Annotated in this window: 16 protein-coding genes and 1 pseudogene; 6 read left to right on the forward strand and 11 right to left on the reverse strand. The window is 64.2% G+C overall.

The features are described from left to right. Positions 1-33 precede the first annotated feature (33 nt). From IVA79_RS24030 to ald, 3 genes are all read right to left on the reverse strand, one after another. Positions 34-1,092 carry a putative sulfate exporter family transporter gene (locus IVA79_RS24030; protein ID WP_247557488.1) on the reverse strand — a complete coding sequence of 353 codons (1,059 nt, stop codon included), beginning with the start codon at positions 1,090-1,092 and terminating at the stop codon, positions 34-36. Positions 1,093-1,212: 120 nt separating this feature from the next. After that, positions 1,213-1,431 (reverse strand): hypothetical protein, encoded by a 219-nt coding sequence (locus IVA79_RS24035; protein ID WP_247557490.1) that lies wholly within the window; start codon positions 1,429-1,431, stop codon positions 1,213-1,215. Positions 1,432-1,629: 198 nt separating this feature from the next. Continuing rightward, complete coding sequence (ald, locus tag IVA79_RS24040; protein ID WP_247557493.1) at positions 1,630-2,745, reverse strand: alanine dehydrogenase; 1,116 nt, start codon at positions 2,743-2,745, stop codon at positions 1,630-1,632. Between the two features lie 145 nt (positions 2,746-2,890). Between ald and IVA79_RS24045 the strand changes: the two genes are divergently transcribed. Then, positions 2,891-3,370, forward strand: a complete 480-nt coding sequence (locus tag IVA79_RS24045) for an Lrp/AsnC family transcriptional regulator (protein WP_247557496.1) — start codon at positions 2,891-2,893, stop codon at positions 3,368-3,370. 73 nt (positions 3,371-3,443) lie between these two features. Here IVA79_RS24045 and IVA79_RS24050 read toward each other — a convergent pair whose 3' ends face one another. Together IVA79_RS24050 and IVA79_RS24055 are read right to left on the reverse strand one after the other, a co-directional pair. After that, positions 3,444-3,656, reverse strand: coding sequence for a hypothetical protein (locus tag IVA79_RS24050; protein WP_247557499.1), 213 nt, complete (start codon positions 3,654-3,656; stop codon positions 3,444-3,446). A 106-nt stretch (positions 3,657-3,762) separates the two neighbouring features. Beyond that, positions 3,763-4,827: a hydroxyacid dehydrogenase gene (locus IVA79_RS24055; RefSeq protein ID WP_247557502.1), complete on the reverse strand. Its 1,065-nt coding sequence runs from the start codon at positions 4,825-4,827 to the stop codon at positions 3,763-3,765. A gap of 238 nt (positions 4,828-5,065) precedes the next feature. Between IVA79_RS24055 and IVA79_RS24060 the strand changes: the two genes are divergently transcribed. The 3 genes from IVA79_RS24060 to IVA79_RS24070 all read left to right on the forward strand — a co-directional run bounded on the left by IVA79_RS24060 (position 5,066) and on the right by IVA79_RS24070 (position 6,691). Further along, a complete protein-coding gene (locus IVA79_RS24060; protein ID WP_247557505.1) occupies positions 5,066-5,632 on the forward strand; it encodes a thiamine pyrophosphate-binding protein in 567 nt (188 codons plus the stop codon). Beyond that, entirely contained in the window at positions 5,629-6,237 is a 609-nt protein-coding gene (locus IVA79_RS24065; RefSeq protein WP_247557507.1) for a thiamine pyrophosphate-dependent enzyme, read from the forward strand. Before IVA79_RS24060 ends, IVA79_RS24065 begins: the two co-directional genes overlap by 4 nt. A gap of 76 nt (positions 6,238-6,313) precedes the next feature. After that, positions 6,314-6,691, forward strand: a complete 378-nt coding sequence (locus IVA79_RS24070; protein ID WP_247557510.1) for a VanZ family protein — start codon at positions 6,314-6,316, stop codon at positions 6,689-6,691. 43 nt (positions 6,692-6,734) lie between these two features. On the opposite strand, the gene IVA79_RS24075 is transcribed toward IVA79_RS24070, so the two are convergent. The 4 genes from IVA79_RS24075 to gcl form a co-directional block, all read right to left on the reverse strand. Next, positions 6,735-7,118 carry a DUF1236 domain-containing protein gene (locus tag IVA79_RS24075; RefSeq protein WP_246922329.1) on the reverse strand — a complete coding sequence of 128 codons (384 nt, stop codon included), beginning with the start codon at positions 7,116-7,118 and terminating at the stop codon, positions 6,735-6,737. A 113-nt stretch (positions 7,119-7,231) separates the two neighbouring features. Beyond that, a complete protein-coding gene (locus IVA79_RS24080; RefSeq protein WP_247557513.1) occupies positions 7,232-8,119 on the reverse strand; it encodes a 2-hydroxy-3-oxopropionate reductase in 888 nt (295 codons plus the stop codon). A gap of 13 nt (positions 8,120-8,132) precedes the next feature. Next, positions 8,133-8,918 (reverse strand): hydroxypyruvate isomerase, encoded by a 786-nt coding sequence (hyi, locus tag IVA79_RS24085; protein WP_247557516.1) that lies wholly within the window; start codon positions 8,916-8,918, stop codon positions 8,133-8,135. Positions 8,919-8,929: 11 nt separating this feature from the next. Next, complete coding sequence (gene gcl, locus IVA79_RS24090) at positions 8,930-10,714, reverse strand: glyoxylate carboligase (RefSeq protein ID WP_247557520.1); 1,785 nt, start codon at positions 10,712-10,714, stop codon at positions 8,930-8,932. Between the two features lie 263 nt (positions 10,715-10,977). On the opposite strand from gcl, the gene IVA79_RS24095 reads away from it, so the two are divergent. After that, a complete protein-coding gene (locus IVA79_RS24095) occupies positions 10,978-11,637 on the forward strand; it encodes a hypothetical protein (RefSeq protein WP_247557523.1) in 660 nt (219 codons plus the stop codon). Positions 11,638-11,656: 19 nt separating this feature from the next. Further along, positions 11,657-12,196: a hypothetical protein gene (locus IVA79_RS24100; protein WP_247557526.1), complete on the forward strand. Its 540-nt coding sequence runs from the start codon at positions 11,657-11,659 to the stop codon at positions 12,194-12,196. A 20-nt stretch (positions 12,197-12,216) separates the two neighbouring features. Here IVA79_RS24100 and IVA79_RS24105 read toward each other — a convergent pair whose 3' ends face one another. After that, positions 12,217-14,019 carry an adenine deaminase C-terminal domain-containing protein gene (locus IVA79_RS24105; protein WP_247557528.1) on the reverse strand — a complete coding sequence of 601 codons (1,803 nt, stop codon included), beginning with the start codon at positions 14,017-14,019 and terminating at the stop codon, positions 12,217-12,219. 84 nt (positions 14,020-14,103) lie between these two features. Beyond that, positions 14,104-14,891, reverse strand: a pseudogene (locus IVA79_RS24110) (NYN domain-containing protein). Positions 14,892-14,913: the final 22 nt, after the last annotated feature.

Here is a 14,913-nt window from a genome sequence, read left to right on the forward strand (position 1 = left end):
AGTCTTGCTCTGCCTACGGCAGTCTTGCTCTGTTCACTTGAACCAGTGCACCAGCGCGATGCTGATCCCGAGCAGCAGCATCAGCGACAGCGTGACTGCGGCCGTCACCCTGCCCCCGACATTGGCGAGCACGCGCACGTCGACGCCGAGGCCGAGGGCCGCCATCGACACCACGGTGAGAAAGCCGGTGATCTTCGTCACTGGTCCCACTACGGTGGCCGGCACGATCTCCAGTGACCGTAGAGTCGCCAGCGCGAGGAAGCCGAGGATGAACCACGGGACCAGGCGAAAGAAGCCGACATTGGTCTTCTTGGCGTCGCTCTGCCAGCGCGAGGCAACCAGCGACAGGCCGACGACGACCGGCCCGAGCATCAGGACGCGCATCAGTTTCACGAGCGTGCCGATCTGCGTCGAGACGAGCCCCGCCGGGACCGTCGCGGCCAGCACCTGCGGCACCGCATAGACGGTCAGGCCCGCGAGGATGCCATATTGCGTCGCGGACAATTGCAACAGCGGAATCAGCAGCGGCAGGCCGAGCACCATCATCACGCCGAGGATGGCGGTGAAGGAGATCGAGGATGCAATCTCGTCGTTGTTGGCGCCGATGATCGGCGCCACGGCAGCGATCGCGGAATTGCCGCAGATCGAGTTGCCGCAGGCGATCAGGATCGACAGTCGCGTCGACAGGCCCAGCATGCGGCTGAGGCCGAAGGAGACGCAGAGCGCGACCACGACGACGGCGGCGATCGATGCCAGCAGCGCGATCCCCGAGGCTGCGATGGCGGCGAAGCTGATCGAGGCCCCCAGCAGCATGACGGCGACTTCGAGGAGTTGCTTGGCGCTGAAGGCGATGCCGGCCTGCCAGCGCGGCGCCGGTTTCCAGAAGCTGCGGAGCACCATGCCGAGCAGGATCGCCATCACCAGCGCCTCGACATAGGGATGCTCGAACACGCCCAATTCCGCCCGCTCCAGCAGGGCCGAAACACCGGCGACGGCGATGCAGAGGAGAATTCCGGGAATCAGCGCGACGACACGGCTGATGGCAGTGGTCGGCTTGGAATCGGCCGGGCTGGATGCTTGATTCTGCGACACAAATCTCTCCCAGGGGAGAAGGATTTATACGCAGCGACGTCCGATTGGGGAATAAGTTTTCGACATATCAGGGCCGAGGGAAGTTCTCTCCTCAGCCCGGAATAACGCGCAGGGCGAGCCTTAGAAGATCAGGTTCTTGGCCAGCGAGGCCACCCGGCTGAAGCCGTCGTAGATGCCCGGCTCGAAGAAGGCCGCACGTGCCAGCACGATGCCGGCGACCAGCGACCAGAACAGCGTGGTGCCGGCCCGCAACAGGAGCTTCGACCCGCGCGATTTCGGCTGGGCGTCCGTTGCGGACACCAGCTGCTCGCCGAAGGGCTCAAATCCAGTGCGTTCCATGACCGTAGCCAATCCATCAAATTCTGATGGGAATGTCGTCGTTTCCCACCCAAACGGCAATGGAAGCGATTGGCGTTTTTGTCCTCTGGAGGGGAAAGTCCTTCCGGCGTATACCCCCGGGACAATGGTTTTCTTCTTCCGGCCTGTTTGGATACCTGCGGCGGCTTGGTTACGCTCGCGTTGACGAGGTTGCGGCCTCTAAGCCGCCAGCCCACTTCCGACAGGCGCGAATTCCAGCCCGAGGCTCTCCGCCACCGCCTTGTTGGTGATCCGGCCGCGATGGACGTTCAGCCCGTTGCGCAAATGCGGATTTTCCAGCACCGCGGCAAAGCCCTTGTTCGCCAGCATCAGGCCGAATGGCAGCGTCGCGTTGTTCAGAGCCTGGCTGGAGGTCACCGGCACCGCGCCCGGCATATTGGCGACGCAATAATGCACGACGCCGTCGACCTCATAGGTCGGATCGGTATGCGTGGTCGGATGCGAGGTCTCGAAGCAGCCGCCCTGGTCGATGGCGACGTCGACCAGCACCGCGCCGGGCCGCATCGATGTCAGCATCGCGCGCGTGACAAGCTTCGGCGCGCTCGCGCCCGGCACCAGCACCGCGCCGATCACGACGTCGGAGGCGAACACCTCGTCCTCAACCGACTCGATCGTCGAGAAGCGGGTGCGCACCCGTCCGGCAAAGAGATCGTCGAGCTGGCGCAGACGAGGAAGCGAGCGATCAATCACCGTGACTTCGGCACCGAGGCCTGCGGCCATGCGGGCCGCCTGCATTCCTACCACGCCCCCACCAAGCACGACGACGCGCGCCGGCTGCACGCCAGGCACGCCGCCGAGCAGCAAGCCGCGACCGCCGGCCGAGCGCCTGAGCGCGGCGCCGGCGGCCTCGATGGCGAGGCGGCCGGCGACTTCGCTCATCGGGGCGAGCAGCGGGAGATGACCGTTCGCGTCCGTGACGGTTTCATAGGCGATCGCGGTGCAGCCGGAGGCAAGCAGGCCCTTGGCCTGCTCCGGATCCGGTGCAAGATGAAGATAGGTAAATAGAATCTGGCCTTCCCGGAGCTGGGCCCATTCGCTTTTCTGCGGCTCCTTCACCTTCACGATCATGTCGGACTTGGCAAAGATGTCGCGGGCGCTCTCGGCAATGGCGGCGCCTGCCCGCCGATACACCTCGTCAGACGCGCCGATGCCGCCGCCGGCGCCGGTCTCGACCGTCACCTCGTGACCGGCCGCGACATATTCGCGGACGGCGCCAGGGGTGAGCCCGACGCGATATTCCTGCACCTTGATCTCCTTGGGCACACCGACGCGCATCTTCCCGGCTCCTTTGCCAACGCCTTGATTCTGTTCCTCATCGTAGCGATGGGGCCGGTTTGGTTTCGTGCAAATATCCGCTAGTTTCGGCAGGCCCGCGCCGGTTTCCGGCGCTGAAGTGCCCTTTCACGCTGGAAACGAAACCTTGGCCCTCGACCGGAAAGACCTCGCGATCCTCGCGGAACTCACGACCAATGCGCGTGCCAGTCATACCGAGCTTGCCAACAAGGTCGGGTTATCAAGCACGGCGCTAGCGCGGCGCCAGAAGGCACTGGAAGACGACGGCTACATCCAGGCCTACCAGGCCGCGCTCGACCTCGCCCAGTTCGGCCTCACCACCACGGTGCTGGTTCGCATCGCGCTGGAAAGCCAGAGCGATGATGCATTGAAGGCGTTCGAGGCGGAGGTGGTGAAATGCCCCTCCGTCGTACGCTGCTTCCTGATGTCGGGGACCGACGACTACATCCTCATCGTGCTCGCCCGAGACATCCAGGATTTCGAGCGCATCCACCGCACCGAACTGTCCCGACTGCCGCGCGTCGCGCGCGTGCAATCGAGCTTCGCGCTGCGCGAGATCGTCAACCGTGCGGTGCCGACGGTGGTGTTCGGCGAGGCGAAACGCTAGCTGAAGCGGGTTGCTGCGCGGGGCGCATTGTCAAGCGCGCCACAGCTTCCATTCCGGCACGGGCCGGTAGAACTCAGGACGGAAAGTCAGCCGGTCTGACCTGGATGCGGTCGGCATGCAGCGACCAGTGGTGCAAGGCTTGATCCTTGCAAAACTTCGCCTTCGCCCGCTCTTTGGCTTCGTCCTCATCGCAGGCGTCGATCTCGAGCGTGCCCTGGCACACCTCGATCTGCCGGCCGTACTGGCCGAGCACGTCCTTCATGAACCTGACGACAAAAGTTGACATGGGACCTCCTGCCTGCCCCGGCGGCACTCTAATCCCATTTAGGCCGGATGCGGGAGGGAGATTTTGACGCGGATCAAGGTCGGAGCGCGATTTCTCGCCCGCCCGATCATTCCGGCTGTCCCTGCCCCGGCATCACCCCGAACTCCTGCTTGAACCGCTCCACATAAGCCGCCCACACCTCGGGATTGATGATGCGCGGCGGGCGCTTGCCGTCGAGCGTGTCCAGTACCTGCTCGGCCGCAATCCGGCCCATGTTCTGGCGCGCTTCGATGGTCACGCCTGCGGTGTGCGGGCTCGCCAGCACATTGTCGAACTGCAGCAGCGGATGCTCCGGCGGCGGGGGCTCCTTGGACCAGACGTCGAGGCCGGCACCGGCGATGCGCTTGTCGCGCAGGGCCTGGAGCAGCGCGTCCTCGTCGTGGATGAAGCCGCGCGCCGTGGTGATGAAGTAGGCGTGCGGCTGCATCAGCGCGAATTCACGCACGCTGATCATGTTGCGGCTGCCCTTGTTGAGCGGGCAGGAGATCGAGACGAAATCGGCGCGGCGTAGCAGCTCGTCCAGTTCCACCTTCTCCCCGCCCCGCTCCGCCATCACCTCGGCGGTGAGGTACGGATCATAAGCCAGCACCTTCATGCCAAGCAGGCCCTTGCACAGCGCGGCGATGCGGCGGCCGACATTGCCGAGGCCGATGATGCCGACGGTCTTGTGCTCGACCTCGTTGCCGACGAGATCGTTGCGGTTGACGTCGCGCTCGCGGCGCAGGCGGCGATCCGACTGGATGATGCGCTTGGACAGCGTCAACATCATCGCCAGCGCGTGCTCGGCAACCGAATGGGCGTTGCCGCCGGACTGGTTGACGACCACGACGCCGGCTGCCGTGCAGGCCTCGACGTCGACCGGGTCGAAACCGGCGCCGTTGCTGGATACGAGCAGCAGGTTCGGCGCGCGCCTCAGGAAGGCGGCATCGACATGGAAATGCGGGGCGAGCTCGTCGCGGGCGGCGCCGACCTGGTAGACATGGGCAGCACCGAGGAGCGGCGCATAGACATCTTCGGAGCTTGCGTTCTCGATGCGATCGAGCCGGACGTCGGGCCGCGCCTTGAGGATGTCAATATAGATCGGATTGGCCAAATAATTGGAGTAGACGACACGCTTGCTGTTGACCGACATCAGGACCCTTCCGGCTCTCCAGGGATCAGCAAGGCCAGCGCCGCGCGCGCCCCTTCCGTGCTTCCTCCCATGTTTTCGTCGCACACATATGACATGGCGGTGCCAGCCACGGCAGGTCTTCCGGCGCAGATCACGGTGCTGGCCGCGACATGTTGACAATCCCGCCCGCTGCGTCAAGTTCGGCAGACCGCCGTAACGGCCAAGACCAAGAAGCATGCGCGGCGCGAGGGAGAACGCAATGGCGATTGCGGAACAGCAGACTTCGCCCCAGGCGGCACACGGGTCCGGTGACAGGAGCTGGCACGAGATCGTCCTGCAGACCCTGAAACGAAACGAGATCGACCTCGTCCCCTACGTGCCCGATCGCGTGCTGACCCCGCTGATCAAGAGCCTGCACGCCGATCCCTTCTTCACCACCTTCGCCACCGCGCGCGAGGAAGAGGCGGTCGGCATCGTTTCGGGCGCCTGGATGGGCGGCCGGCGCGGCGCGGTGCTGATGCAGACCTCCGGCTTTGCCACGCTTGCCAACGTCCTTGCCTCGCTCGCGGTGCCCTATCAGATCCCGCTGATCATGTTCGTCTCCGAGCGCGGCACGCTCGGCGAGTTCAACTACGGGCAGTCGCTGGTCTGCCGCACCATGCGCCCGGTGCTGGACTCGCTGGCGCTCGAGCACCACACCATCACCCGGCTCGACGAGCTCGAATTCATCACCGACCGCTCGATCAAGCAGGCCGTCACGACACAGGCGCCCGTTGCGCTGATCCTCAACCCGCTGCTCACCGGTGGCAAGGTGTTCGACAAATGAGCCCGGCCATGGAGAATCGCAACACCAAGATCATGAACCGCTTCGATGTCACCTCGCGCCTGATCGCGAAGCTGAAAAACGAGGAAGCCGTGATCGGCGGCATCGGCAACACCAATTTCGACCTCTGGGCCGCCGGCCACCGCCCACAGAATTTCTACATGCTGGGCAGCATGGGGCTCGCCTTCCCGATTGCGCTCGGCGTCGCGCTGGCGCAGCCCGACCGCCGTGTCTTCGCACTCGAAGGCGATGGCTCGCTGCTGATGCAGCTCGGCGCGCTCTCGACGATTGCGAGCCTGAAGCCGAAGAACCTCATCATGATCGTGATGGACAACGGCATCTACCAGATTACCGGCGCGCAGCCGACACCTGCGGCAAGCGTTGCCGACATCGTTGCCATTGCCCTCGGCTCCGGCCTCTCCAACAGCGCCTGGGCTGCGGACGAGGAGGATTTCGAACGCCTGGTCGAAGCGGCGATGTCCGCCGCCGAACCGAGCCTGATCGCGGTCCGCATCGACGACAAGCCCGGTGTCGGCACCACAAGGCGTGATCCCGTGCAGATCCGGGAGCGCTTCATGCACGGGCTCGGTGTGCGCGAGCCGCTTTAACGTTGCGTCATTAACTACACGGCGATCTGAAAGGTGACTGTTCCAGCCCGCTGCAGATCTGTGCTAAGCGAGCCAGATGTCCATTTTGGTTCGTGCCATTGCCTGGCTGCTCGCGGCCGCCGTGACTTTCGCCACCCTCGGTCCCCCCGGCCTGCGCCCCCATTCCGACCTCGGCCAGGACGGCGAACATGCGCTTGCATTCATCCTGGTGGGACTGGCCTTCGGCCTCGCCTATCCGCGCCGGCGCCTGCTGAGCGTGGCGGCCGCGGTCGTCCTGATCGGCGTGCTCGAGCTGATGCAGTTTTGGGCACCGGGACGCCACGCCCGGCTGGAGGATTTTCTGGTCGACGCGCTGACTGCCTGCATCGGCTTTGCGCTCGCGGCCGCGGCCGACTGGCTGTTCACGCGCTTTCGCACAGGCTCCGCCGTGACAAGCGAAGGCCCCGCGGAGTGACGCTCCGCAGGGCCCGTCTTTTCAACGCATAAATTGCCGCCGATCAGTCGATGATCTTGACGACGCGGCGGGTGCGCGGCTCGACGATCACGCGGCGATCATTCACGACCGCATAGCGATACTCGGTGTAGTTCGGCACCGGGCGGAGTACCACGGTCGGCGGCAGCGGCTCGCCGACGACAACGCGCTCCTCCACGACAACCGAGTCACTTCGCGGGATTCCGCCGAGAATCGCATTCGGAATTTCGAGACCTGCGCCGACGGCCGCACCGACGGTGCCGCCGACCATCGCGCCGACCGGACCGCCGATATCGCCACCCGCGCGCGCGCCATCCCTGGCGCCTTGTTCGGTCGTCGACTGGGCAAAGGCTGCGCTCGACGCCAGCAGCGACGCGGCAGCCAACGTAATCGCAAGACGGGTTTTCATGTCCTCATGTCTCCAGTGATTGTTATGCGCCTTCAACCGCGGGACCGGCGCATTGTTCCGGTTCCCCCACGCCAAGACGTGCCCAAATCAGGAGACTGTTACGCCGTAACAGTTCAGGATGCGGCGATTTCGTGCCCCGCCATCAGTTCCAGCGCTCGCACCATCGCCGAATGATCCCATGCCTTGCCACCATGGGCGGTGCAGGACGAGAACAATTGCTGCGCCACCGCCGTGCTCGGCAGCGAAAGGCCGAGTGCACGCGCACCTTCGAGCGCGAGGTTGAGATCCTTCTGGTGCAGCTCGATGCGGAAGCCGGGGTCGAAATTGCGCTTCACCATGCGTTCGCCGTGCACCTCAAGGATGCGCGACGAGGCAAAGCCGCCCATCAGGGCCTTGCGCACCAGCGCAGGATTTGCGCCGGCCTTGGATGCAAACAGCAGTGCCTCGCTCACGGCCTCGATCGTCAAGGCGACGATAATCTGGTTTGCGACCTTCGTGGTCTGGCCGTCGCCATTGGCGCCGACATGGGTGACGTTCTTGCCCATCTTGTCGAAGATCGGCTTCATGGTGCCGAAGGCCCGCTCGGGGCCGCCGACCATGATCGTCAGACTCGCAGCTTTCGCGCCCACCTCTCCGCCCGACACCGGCGCGTCGAGATAGTCAGCCCCCAGCGCCTCGATCTTCTTCGCGAACTCCTTCGTCGCCAGCGGCGAGATCGAGCTCATATCGACGACGATCTTGCCCTTGGAAATGCCGCTCGCGACCCCGTCCTTGCCGAACAACACGGCTTCCACATGCGGGGTATCAGGCACCATGATGATGACCGCGTCCGCCTCCTCCGCGACCTCTTTGGCCGACTTGCAGGCGATGCCGCCTGCAGCAATCAGCTCAGACGCGACCGGCGCGACGTCGTGCAGGAGAACGCGATGGCCCGCGGCCAGAAGATGGCCGGCCATCGGCCGTCCCATGGTGCCAAGTCCGATGAAGCCGATATCGATCATGATCTACGTTTCCTCAGGTCTCGAAGGTTTGCGCGGCGTGCCAGGAAAGCCCTTCCAGCGTCGTGGTGCGCGGCTTGTACTCGCAGCCGATCCAGCCGCGATAGCCGATCGCGTCGAGATGGCGGAACAGGAAGGGATAGTTGATCTCGCCGGTGCCCGGCTCGTTGCGGCCGGGATTGTCGGCGAGCTGGATGTGGGCAATCTGCGCCAGATATTCCTGCATGGTGCGGGCGAGATCGCCCTCCATGATCTGCATGTGATAGATGTCGTACTGGATGAAGAGGTTGTTCGACCGCACCTCCGAGATCAGCTGCACCGCCTGCTCGGTGCCGTTCAGATAGAAGCCGGGAATGTCGAGCGTGTTGATCGGCTCGACCAGCAGCTTGATGTTCTCCCGCGCCAGTGTCGAGGCCGCAAAGCGCAAGTTTCCGACCAGCGTCTCCTGAAGCTCGCGCGGATCGGCGTCAGTGGGCGAAATGCCGACGAGGCAGTTGAGCTGTTCGCAATCGAGCGCCTTGGCATAGTCGATGGCGCGGAATACGCCGTCGCGGAATTCGGCGGTGCGATCGGGCAGGATCGCGATGCCACGCTCGCCCCCCGCCCAGTTGCCTGCGGGGAGATTGTGCAGCACCTGTGTCAGCCCGTGGGCCTCGAGCTGCTCGCGCAGCTGCGCCTTGTCGAAATCATAGGGGAAGAGATATTCGACCCCGGCAAAGCCCGCCGCCTTCGCCGCCGCGAAGCGGTCGAGGAACGGCATCTCGTTGAACAGCATGGTGAGGTTGGCGGCAAACTTGGGCATGATGCTGTCTCCTATTCCGCCGGCTGCAGCACGCGTGTGGTGCCGACCTCGTCGAGCGGAAGGTCCAGCACCTCCTCGAATTCGACGATGTTGTCGATCTCCGTGCCCATGGCGATGTTGGTGACGCGCTCGAGGATGAATTCGACCACCACGGGCACCCGATGCTTGGCCATCAATTCACGCGCGGTTGCGAACGCCGCCTGCGTGTCCTTGGGGTCAGTGACGCGGATCGCCTTGCAGCCGAGGCCTTCGGCGACCGTCACGTGGTCGACGCCATAGACGCCGATCTCGGGCGCGTTGATGTTCTCGAAGGAGAGCTGGACGTGATAGTCCATCTCGAAGCCGCGCTGGGCCTGGCGGATCAGGCCGAGATAGGAATTGTTCACGACGACGTGGATGTAGGGCAGGTTGAACTGCGCCCCGACTGCGAGCTCCTCGATCAGGAACTGGAAGTCGTAGTCGCCGGAGAGCGCGACGATCTCGCGATCCGGGCATGCCGCGCGCACGCCGAGCGCGGCGGGCAATGTCCAGCCGAGCGGCCCCGCCTGCCCGGCATTGATCCAGTTGCGCGGCTTGTAGACGCCGAGAAATTGCGCGCCGGCGATCTGCGACAGGCCGATCACGGTGACATAGGTGGTGTCGCGGCCGAACGCCTTGTTCATCTCCTCATAGACGCGCTGCGGCTTGATCGGGACGTTGTCGAAATGGCTCTTGCGCAGCATCGTCTTCTTGCGATCGCGGCAGGCAGCGGGCCACGCCTGGCGTTCGCGGAGCTTGCCTGAACGCCGCCACTCCCTGGCGACGGTGACGAACAGCTCGAGCGCGGCCTTCGCGTCCGAGACGATGCCGAGATCGGGATTGAACACGCGCCCGATCTGGGTCGGCTCGATGTCGACATGAACGAAGGTGCGGCCCTTGGTGTAGGTCTCGACCGAGCCGGTGTGGCGGTTGGCCCAGCGGTTGCCGATGCCGAGCACGAAGTCGGATTCCAGCAGAGTGGCGTTGCCGTAGCGATGGCTGGTCTGAAGGCCGACCATGCCGGCCATCAGCACGTGATCGTCGGGGATCGCGCCCCACCCCATCAGGGTCGGGACAACAGGCACGTTGGCGATCTCGGCGAATTCGACCAGCAGATCGGAAGCGTCGGCGTTGATGATGCCGCCGCCCGCCACGATCAGCGGACGCTCGGCTGCGTTGAGCATCTCCAACGCCTTCTCGACCTGCTTGCGCGTGGCGGCGGGCTTGTAGACCGGCAACGGCTCATAGGTCTCGTCGTCGAACTCGATCTCGGCGAGCTGCACGTCGAGCGGCATGTCGATCAGCACCGGCCCCGGCCTCCCTGAGCGCATCACATGAAACGCCTGGCTGAACACGCGCGGCACCAGCGCCGGCTCGCGCACCGTCACCGCCCATTTCGTCACGGGCTTTGCAATCGACTCGATATCGACGGCCTGGAAATCCTCCTTGTAGAGCCGCGCGCGCGGCGCCTGCCCGGTGATGCAGAGGATCGGGATGGAATCGGCGATCGCCGAATAGAGCCCGGTGATCATGTCGGTGCCGGCCGGCCCCGAGGTTCCAATGCAGACACCGATATTGCCGGCCTTGGCGCGGGTGTAGCCCTCCGCCATGTGTGAGGCGCCCTCGACATGGCGCGCCAGGATGTGGCGGATCGAGCCGCGCTTCTTCAGCGCCGAGTAAAGCGGATTGATCGCAGCGCCGGGAACCCCGAAGGCAGTGGAGATCCCCTCCTTCTCCAGAATTCGCACGGCAGCATCGATAGCTCGCATCTTCGCCATATCGGACCTCGCTCTAAGTTGCCTCAGCGAGCGAGATCATCAGGTGCGCAGGACGCGATCTCAACGAGATCGATTTTATTTTCCACGATGCGGCAGCTGCCGGAAAAACAGTGGACGCTTCAATTGGTTAGATAGGTCGACCAGTGAAAACCGGGATGCGGCCGCATCCTTCTGTGCAGCCTGCCGAGCGCGGCTTGACCGGGTTACGCCAGCCGCTTACGCAAGTTGCATGACCTCAAGACGTCTATCGGAAGTCTTCCCATATGCTCAGATTGCTGGCGTTACCGATCGAATTGTTGCGCGTCGCTTTTTATGTCCTGCAGGGTCTCCTCGATGCCTTGCGGTCGCGCAATCGACCGCGTTTTGCATCCACTGTCCTGATCAGGGCGTCGCGGGACGCCGTGTGGCGGTTCAACACCGCTGAACTGATCGTCTTGAACGGGCCGCCGATCATCGAGATTTCGCACGGCCCCCTGCCCGACGGCGACGGTCTTTGGCTGACTCGTGTCGCTGTCAGCGGCCAACCCACGGCGCAGGCGGTCTCGCGCGAGATTGAACGCAACACCGACCAGGGCATATTGACCTCGCGGGCGGTCGAGCACGCGCTCTCGATTCCGCCGGAAGACGGTCGCGATCGCGAGATCGGGCTGATGGTTGAAGCGACCCCCGAGGGGACTGCACTCACCATGGTCAACGAGCTGACGATCCGCTCCTTCAGCGACCGGATCGTATATCCGATCGGCCTGCGCCGAATGGCGCAGTTGAATCAAGCAGCAATGCGAATTGGAAGCCGGTACGCACAGCCAGCTTGCCGCAATCGCCAATCACGGATTGGTGCTATCGGTTCTGGCATTGCTCAGCTTCTGCTACTTGTTTGGCTGGAAATCTGCCCTGCTGCTATCAATCGTCATCGCAGTGCATGAAGCCGGACACGCCATGGCGATGCTGATGACCGGCGTCGGAGTTCACGGCATCTATCTCATCCCGTTCTTCGGCGGCGCAGTGATTCCAAAGACCGCCTATCGGTGTGAGGGCCGGCTGGGATTCATCGCGCTGATGGGACCCGGATTCAGCCTCATCCCAACGCTCGGTCTGTTCGCCATGTATCAGACGACCGGCAAGATCGAGCTGCTCGAGGCAGCGCAGATGTTCGCGATCATCAACGCTGCCAACCTGTTGCCGATCTATCCCCTCGATGGCGGTCTGATTCTCAATGCACTCGTCGGCTCGGTGAACCGAACGTTCGCCGTCATCATGGGATGGATCGGTGTACTGATCGGCCTCGGCCTGGCGATCTACTTTCAATCGTTCCTGATCGGCATTCCATTTCTGCTATTCGCGCTGCAACGTTATCTGTCAGGCCACCGGACGATTGCGCTTGAACCGCTCTCACTCAAGGGCGGCATTGCGCTTGCCCTTGCATCCATCGCCACCATGATCCTGTATGCGACGGTCATCCGCGGGGTAATTTCACACGTCTGATCGCGCCAGACGCCGCCGCTTCACTCGAACAGCGGCGCCAGCTCCATCTGCGGCACCAGCACGAGGCCTTTGTCGGTGATGCGAATTTCCGGAATGACCGATAGCGGAATCAGATTGAAGCCCATGTAGGGAATGGTGCAGCCGGCCTCGGCCCATTCCTTCTTCAACGCCTTGACCTCTTCGGCCACCTCCGTGACGCGCTTGTCGGAGAGGAGGCCCGCGATCGGCAGCGGCACCAGGGCCCTCACCTGGCCGTCGGCGACGACGCAGACACCGCCCTGTCGCTCCTTGATGGCCGATATCGCCATCTGCATATCGCTCTCGTTGGTCCCGGCGACGATGATATTGTGACTATCGTGCCCGACGCTGGAGGCAACTGCGCCGCGCTTGAGGCCGAAATCCTTCAGCAGGCCGTAGGCGACGTTGCCGGCGGATTTGCCGTGGCGCTCGACCACCGTGACGAAGCAGAGGCCGTAACGTGCAAACAGCGACGGCCAGTCCTTTGCCGGCTCGATCGCGACCTTCTCGTGGATCAACGTGATGCCCGGCAGCGCCGTCTTGATCGCATTGACGGTGCAGGCCTTCGCCGGCAGCTCCGGCGTCAGCTTGATCGTCTCCGGCAGCTTGACGGTCGCATAGGCCGCCTTCGGATATTGATAGCGCTGCGACAGCGCCTGATCGAGCAGGGTCGTGATCTTGCCATGCTCGACCACCAGCTCGCCGCCATACCAGGTGCATTGCGGCTTGAGCTGATCGTCCATCAGCACGAGGTCGGCGCGGCGGCCGCCGCCGAGCCCGCCGATGTCGTCATCCATGCCGAAGCGGGTTGCGCCGTGCAGCGAGCCCATCGACCAGGCCTGCTCCGGCGACATGCCGGCTTTCACGGCTTCACGCACCACCCAGTCGAGACCGAACAGCAGGAGATCGTCGGCGTCGCGGTCGTCGGTGCAAACGGCCGTGCGCTTGTGTGAGGCCCCGAGCTCGGTGACCGTGCGGATGGCCTGCGGCAGCGAGTGCCAGGGCGTGGTCGGCGGCCCGCCGCGCAAAAACACCCAGACGCCGGCGTCGAGCAAATCGTCGGCGATGTCGCGGTCGATCGCTTCATGGGTGTCGGTGACCCCACTCGCCGCATATGCGGCGACGAATTCGCGACCATAGACGTGGCCGGAGACGGGACGGCCACGCTTCAAGGCGGCCGCGAGGATGGCGTGACTACGCTCGTCGCCCATCGTCACCGGCACAAAGTCCATCTTCTCGCCCAGCGCGACAGCCTCCGGCCAGCGGTCGAACAGGCCGGCGATCTTGTCCGGCGTGAGGTCGCCGCCCGCCGTCTCCAGTTCCGCCGAGGTCGCCGGTACCGTGCTCGGCACGGTCAGGAAGATCGAGAGCGGCGCCTGCCGCGCGTCCTCCAGCATCGCCTCGACGCCGGCGACGTCCATGACGTTGCCGATCTCGTGGCTGTCGCAGAAGATCGTAGTGGTGCCGTTAAGCAGCGCAGCCTCGGCGTAGGCGCAGGCCGTCACCATCGAGGATTCGATGTGGATGTGCGGATCGACCAGGCCCGGCGCGATGATGCCGCCGGCCGCGTCGTAAGTCGCGACATCGCTCCAGGCCTTTTTCGCCGCGCCCGAAGGCTTCACCGCGGCGATGCGGCCGCCGGTGATCCAGATCTCCCGACCCTGATGGATGCGCTCCGAATAGGTCGAGAGCACCCGCGCGCCCGTGACGACGAGATCGGGCGCGAGACGCGCGGAGGCCACATCGGCCAGACGCCGGGTCATCGCGTGCAGCGGTTCGACGGCAAAGCGGGTAAGTTTGGGCATCGGGACCTCGCGTGGCGTTACGGCCCAGCGATGGTTACGCCGTGCGCCAGACCGGGCAAGCTCAAATATAGCCGCACGCCCTGCTTACGCTTTAGGCGCCGAACCGCCTGCCGTTGCTGCCCTTCGGCGCGAGTTCCGCGGTCTCGAAGTCTGTGCGGCAGCGGGCTTGACCCGAATCCGGATCGACCGCCCCTTCTGCTCTCGAAGGAATTTGTCTTCCGCACGAGGTCGCTCAGCTTTCGGAAGCCGAACGTCCTCGGATCGAAATCGGACGCGAGATTGGCAAGCTGCCGGCCGACCTCCCCGAGAGCAACCCAGCCGTCCTCGCTCTCCATCTGGGTGATGACCTTCTTGATGATGGGCGTGGCCGCATCGGGCGGCGCAAGCGATACCGACCTGGAGGTGGTGTCCTGCGTATTTGCAGGTCCGGCAAGGAGGTTCTCGGTGTAAACGAATCTGCGGCAGGCCTGGCGGAAGCTTTCCGGCGTCTTCTGCTCGCCGAACCCAAAGACGTCGATGCCCTGCTCCCGGATGCGGGCAGCCAGGCGAGTAAAGTCGCTGTCAGACGACACCAGGCAAAAGCCGTCGAACCGGCCGCTGTGAAGCAGGTCCATCGCATCAATGACCAGCGTGATGTCGGAGGCGTTCTTTCCCGTCGTGTAGGCGAACTGCTGCTGGGGGATGATGGCGTGCTTCGACAGGATGTCGGCCCAACCCCTGGATCGTGCATTGGAGAAATCGCCATAGATGCGGCGTACGCTGACCTCGCCAATCTTGGCAATCTCTTCGAACAATCCGTCCGCGATCTTCGCGGAGGCATTGTCGGCGTCGATCAGAACCGCGAGACGGGGCGAACGGAGCTCGGAAGGCATGAAAGTTCCCCACGAATGGACG

It is taken from the genome of Bradyrhizobium sp. 138, assembly GCF_023074075.1.
Taxonomy (GTDB): Bacteria; Pseudomonadota; Alphaproteobacteria; order Rhizobiales; family Xanthobacteraceae; genus Bradyrhizobium.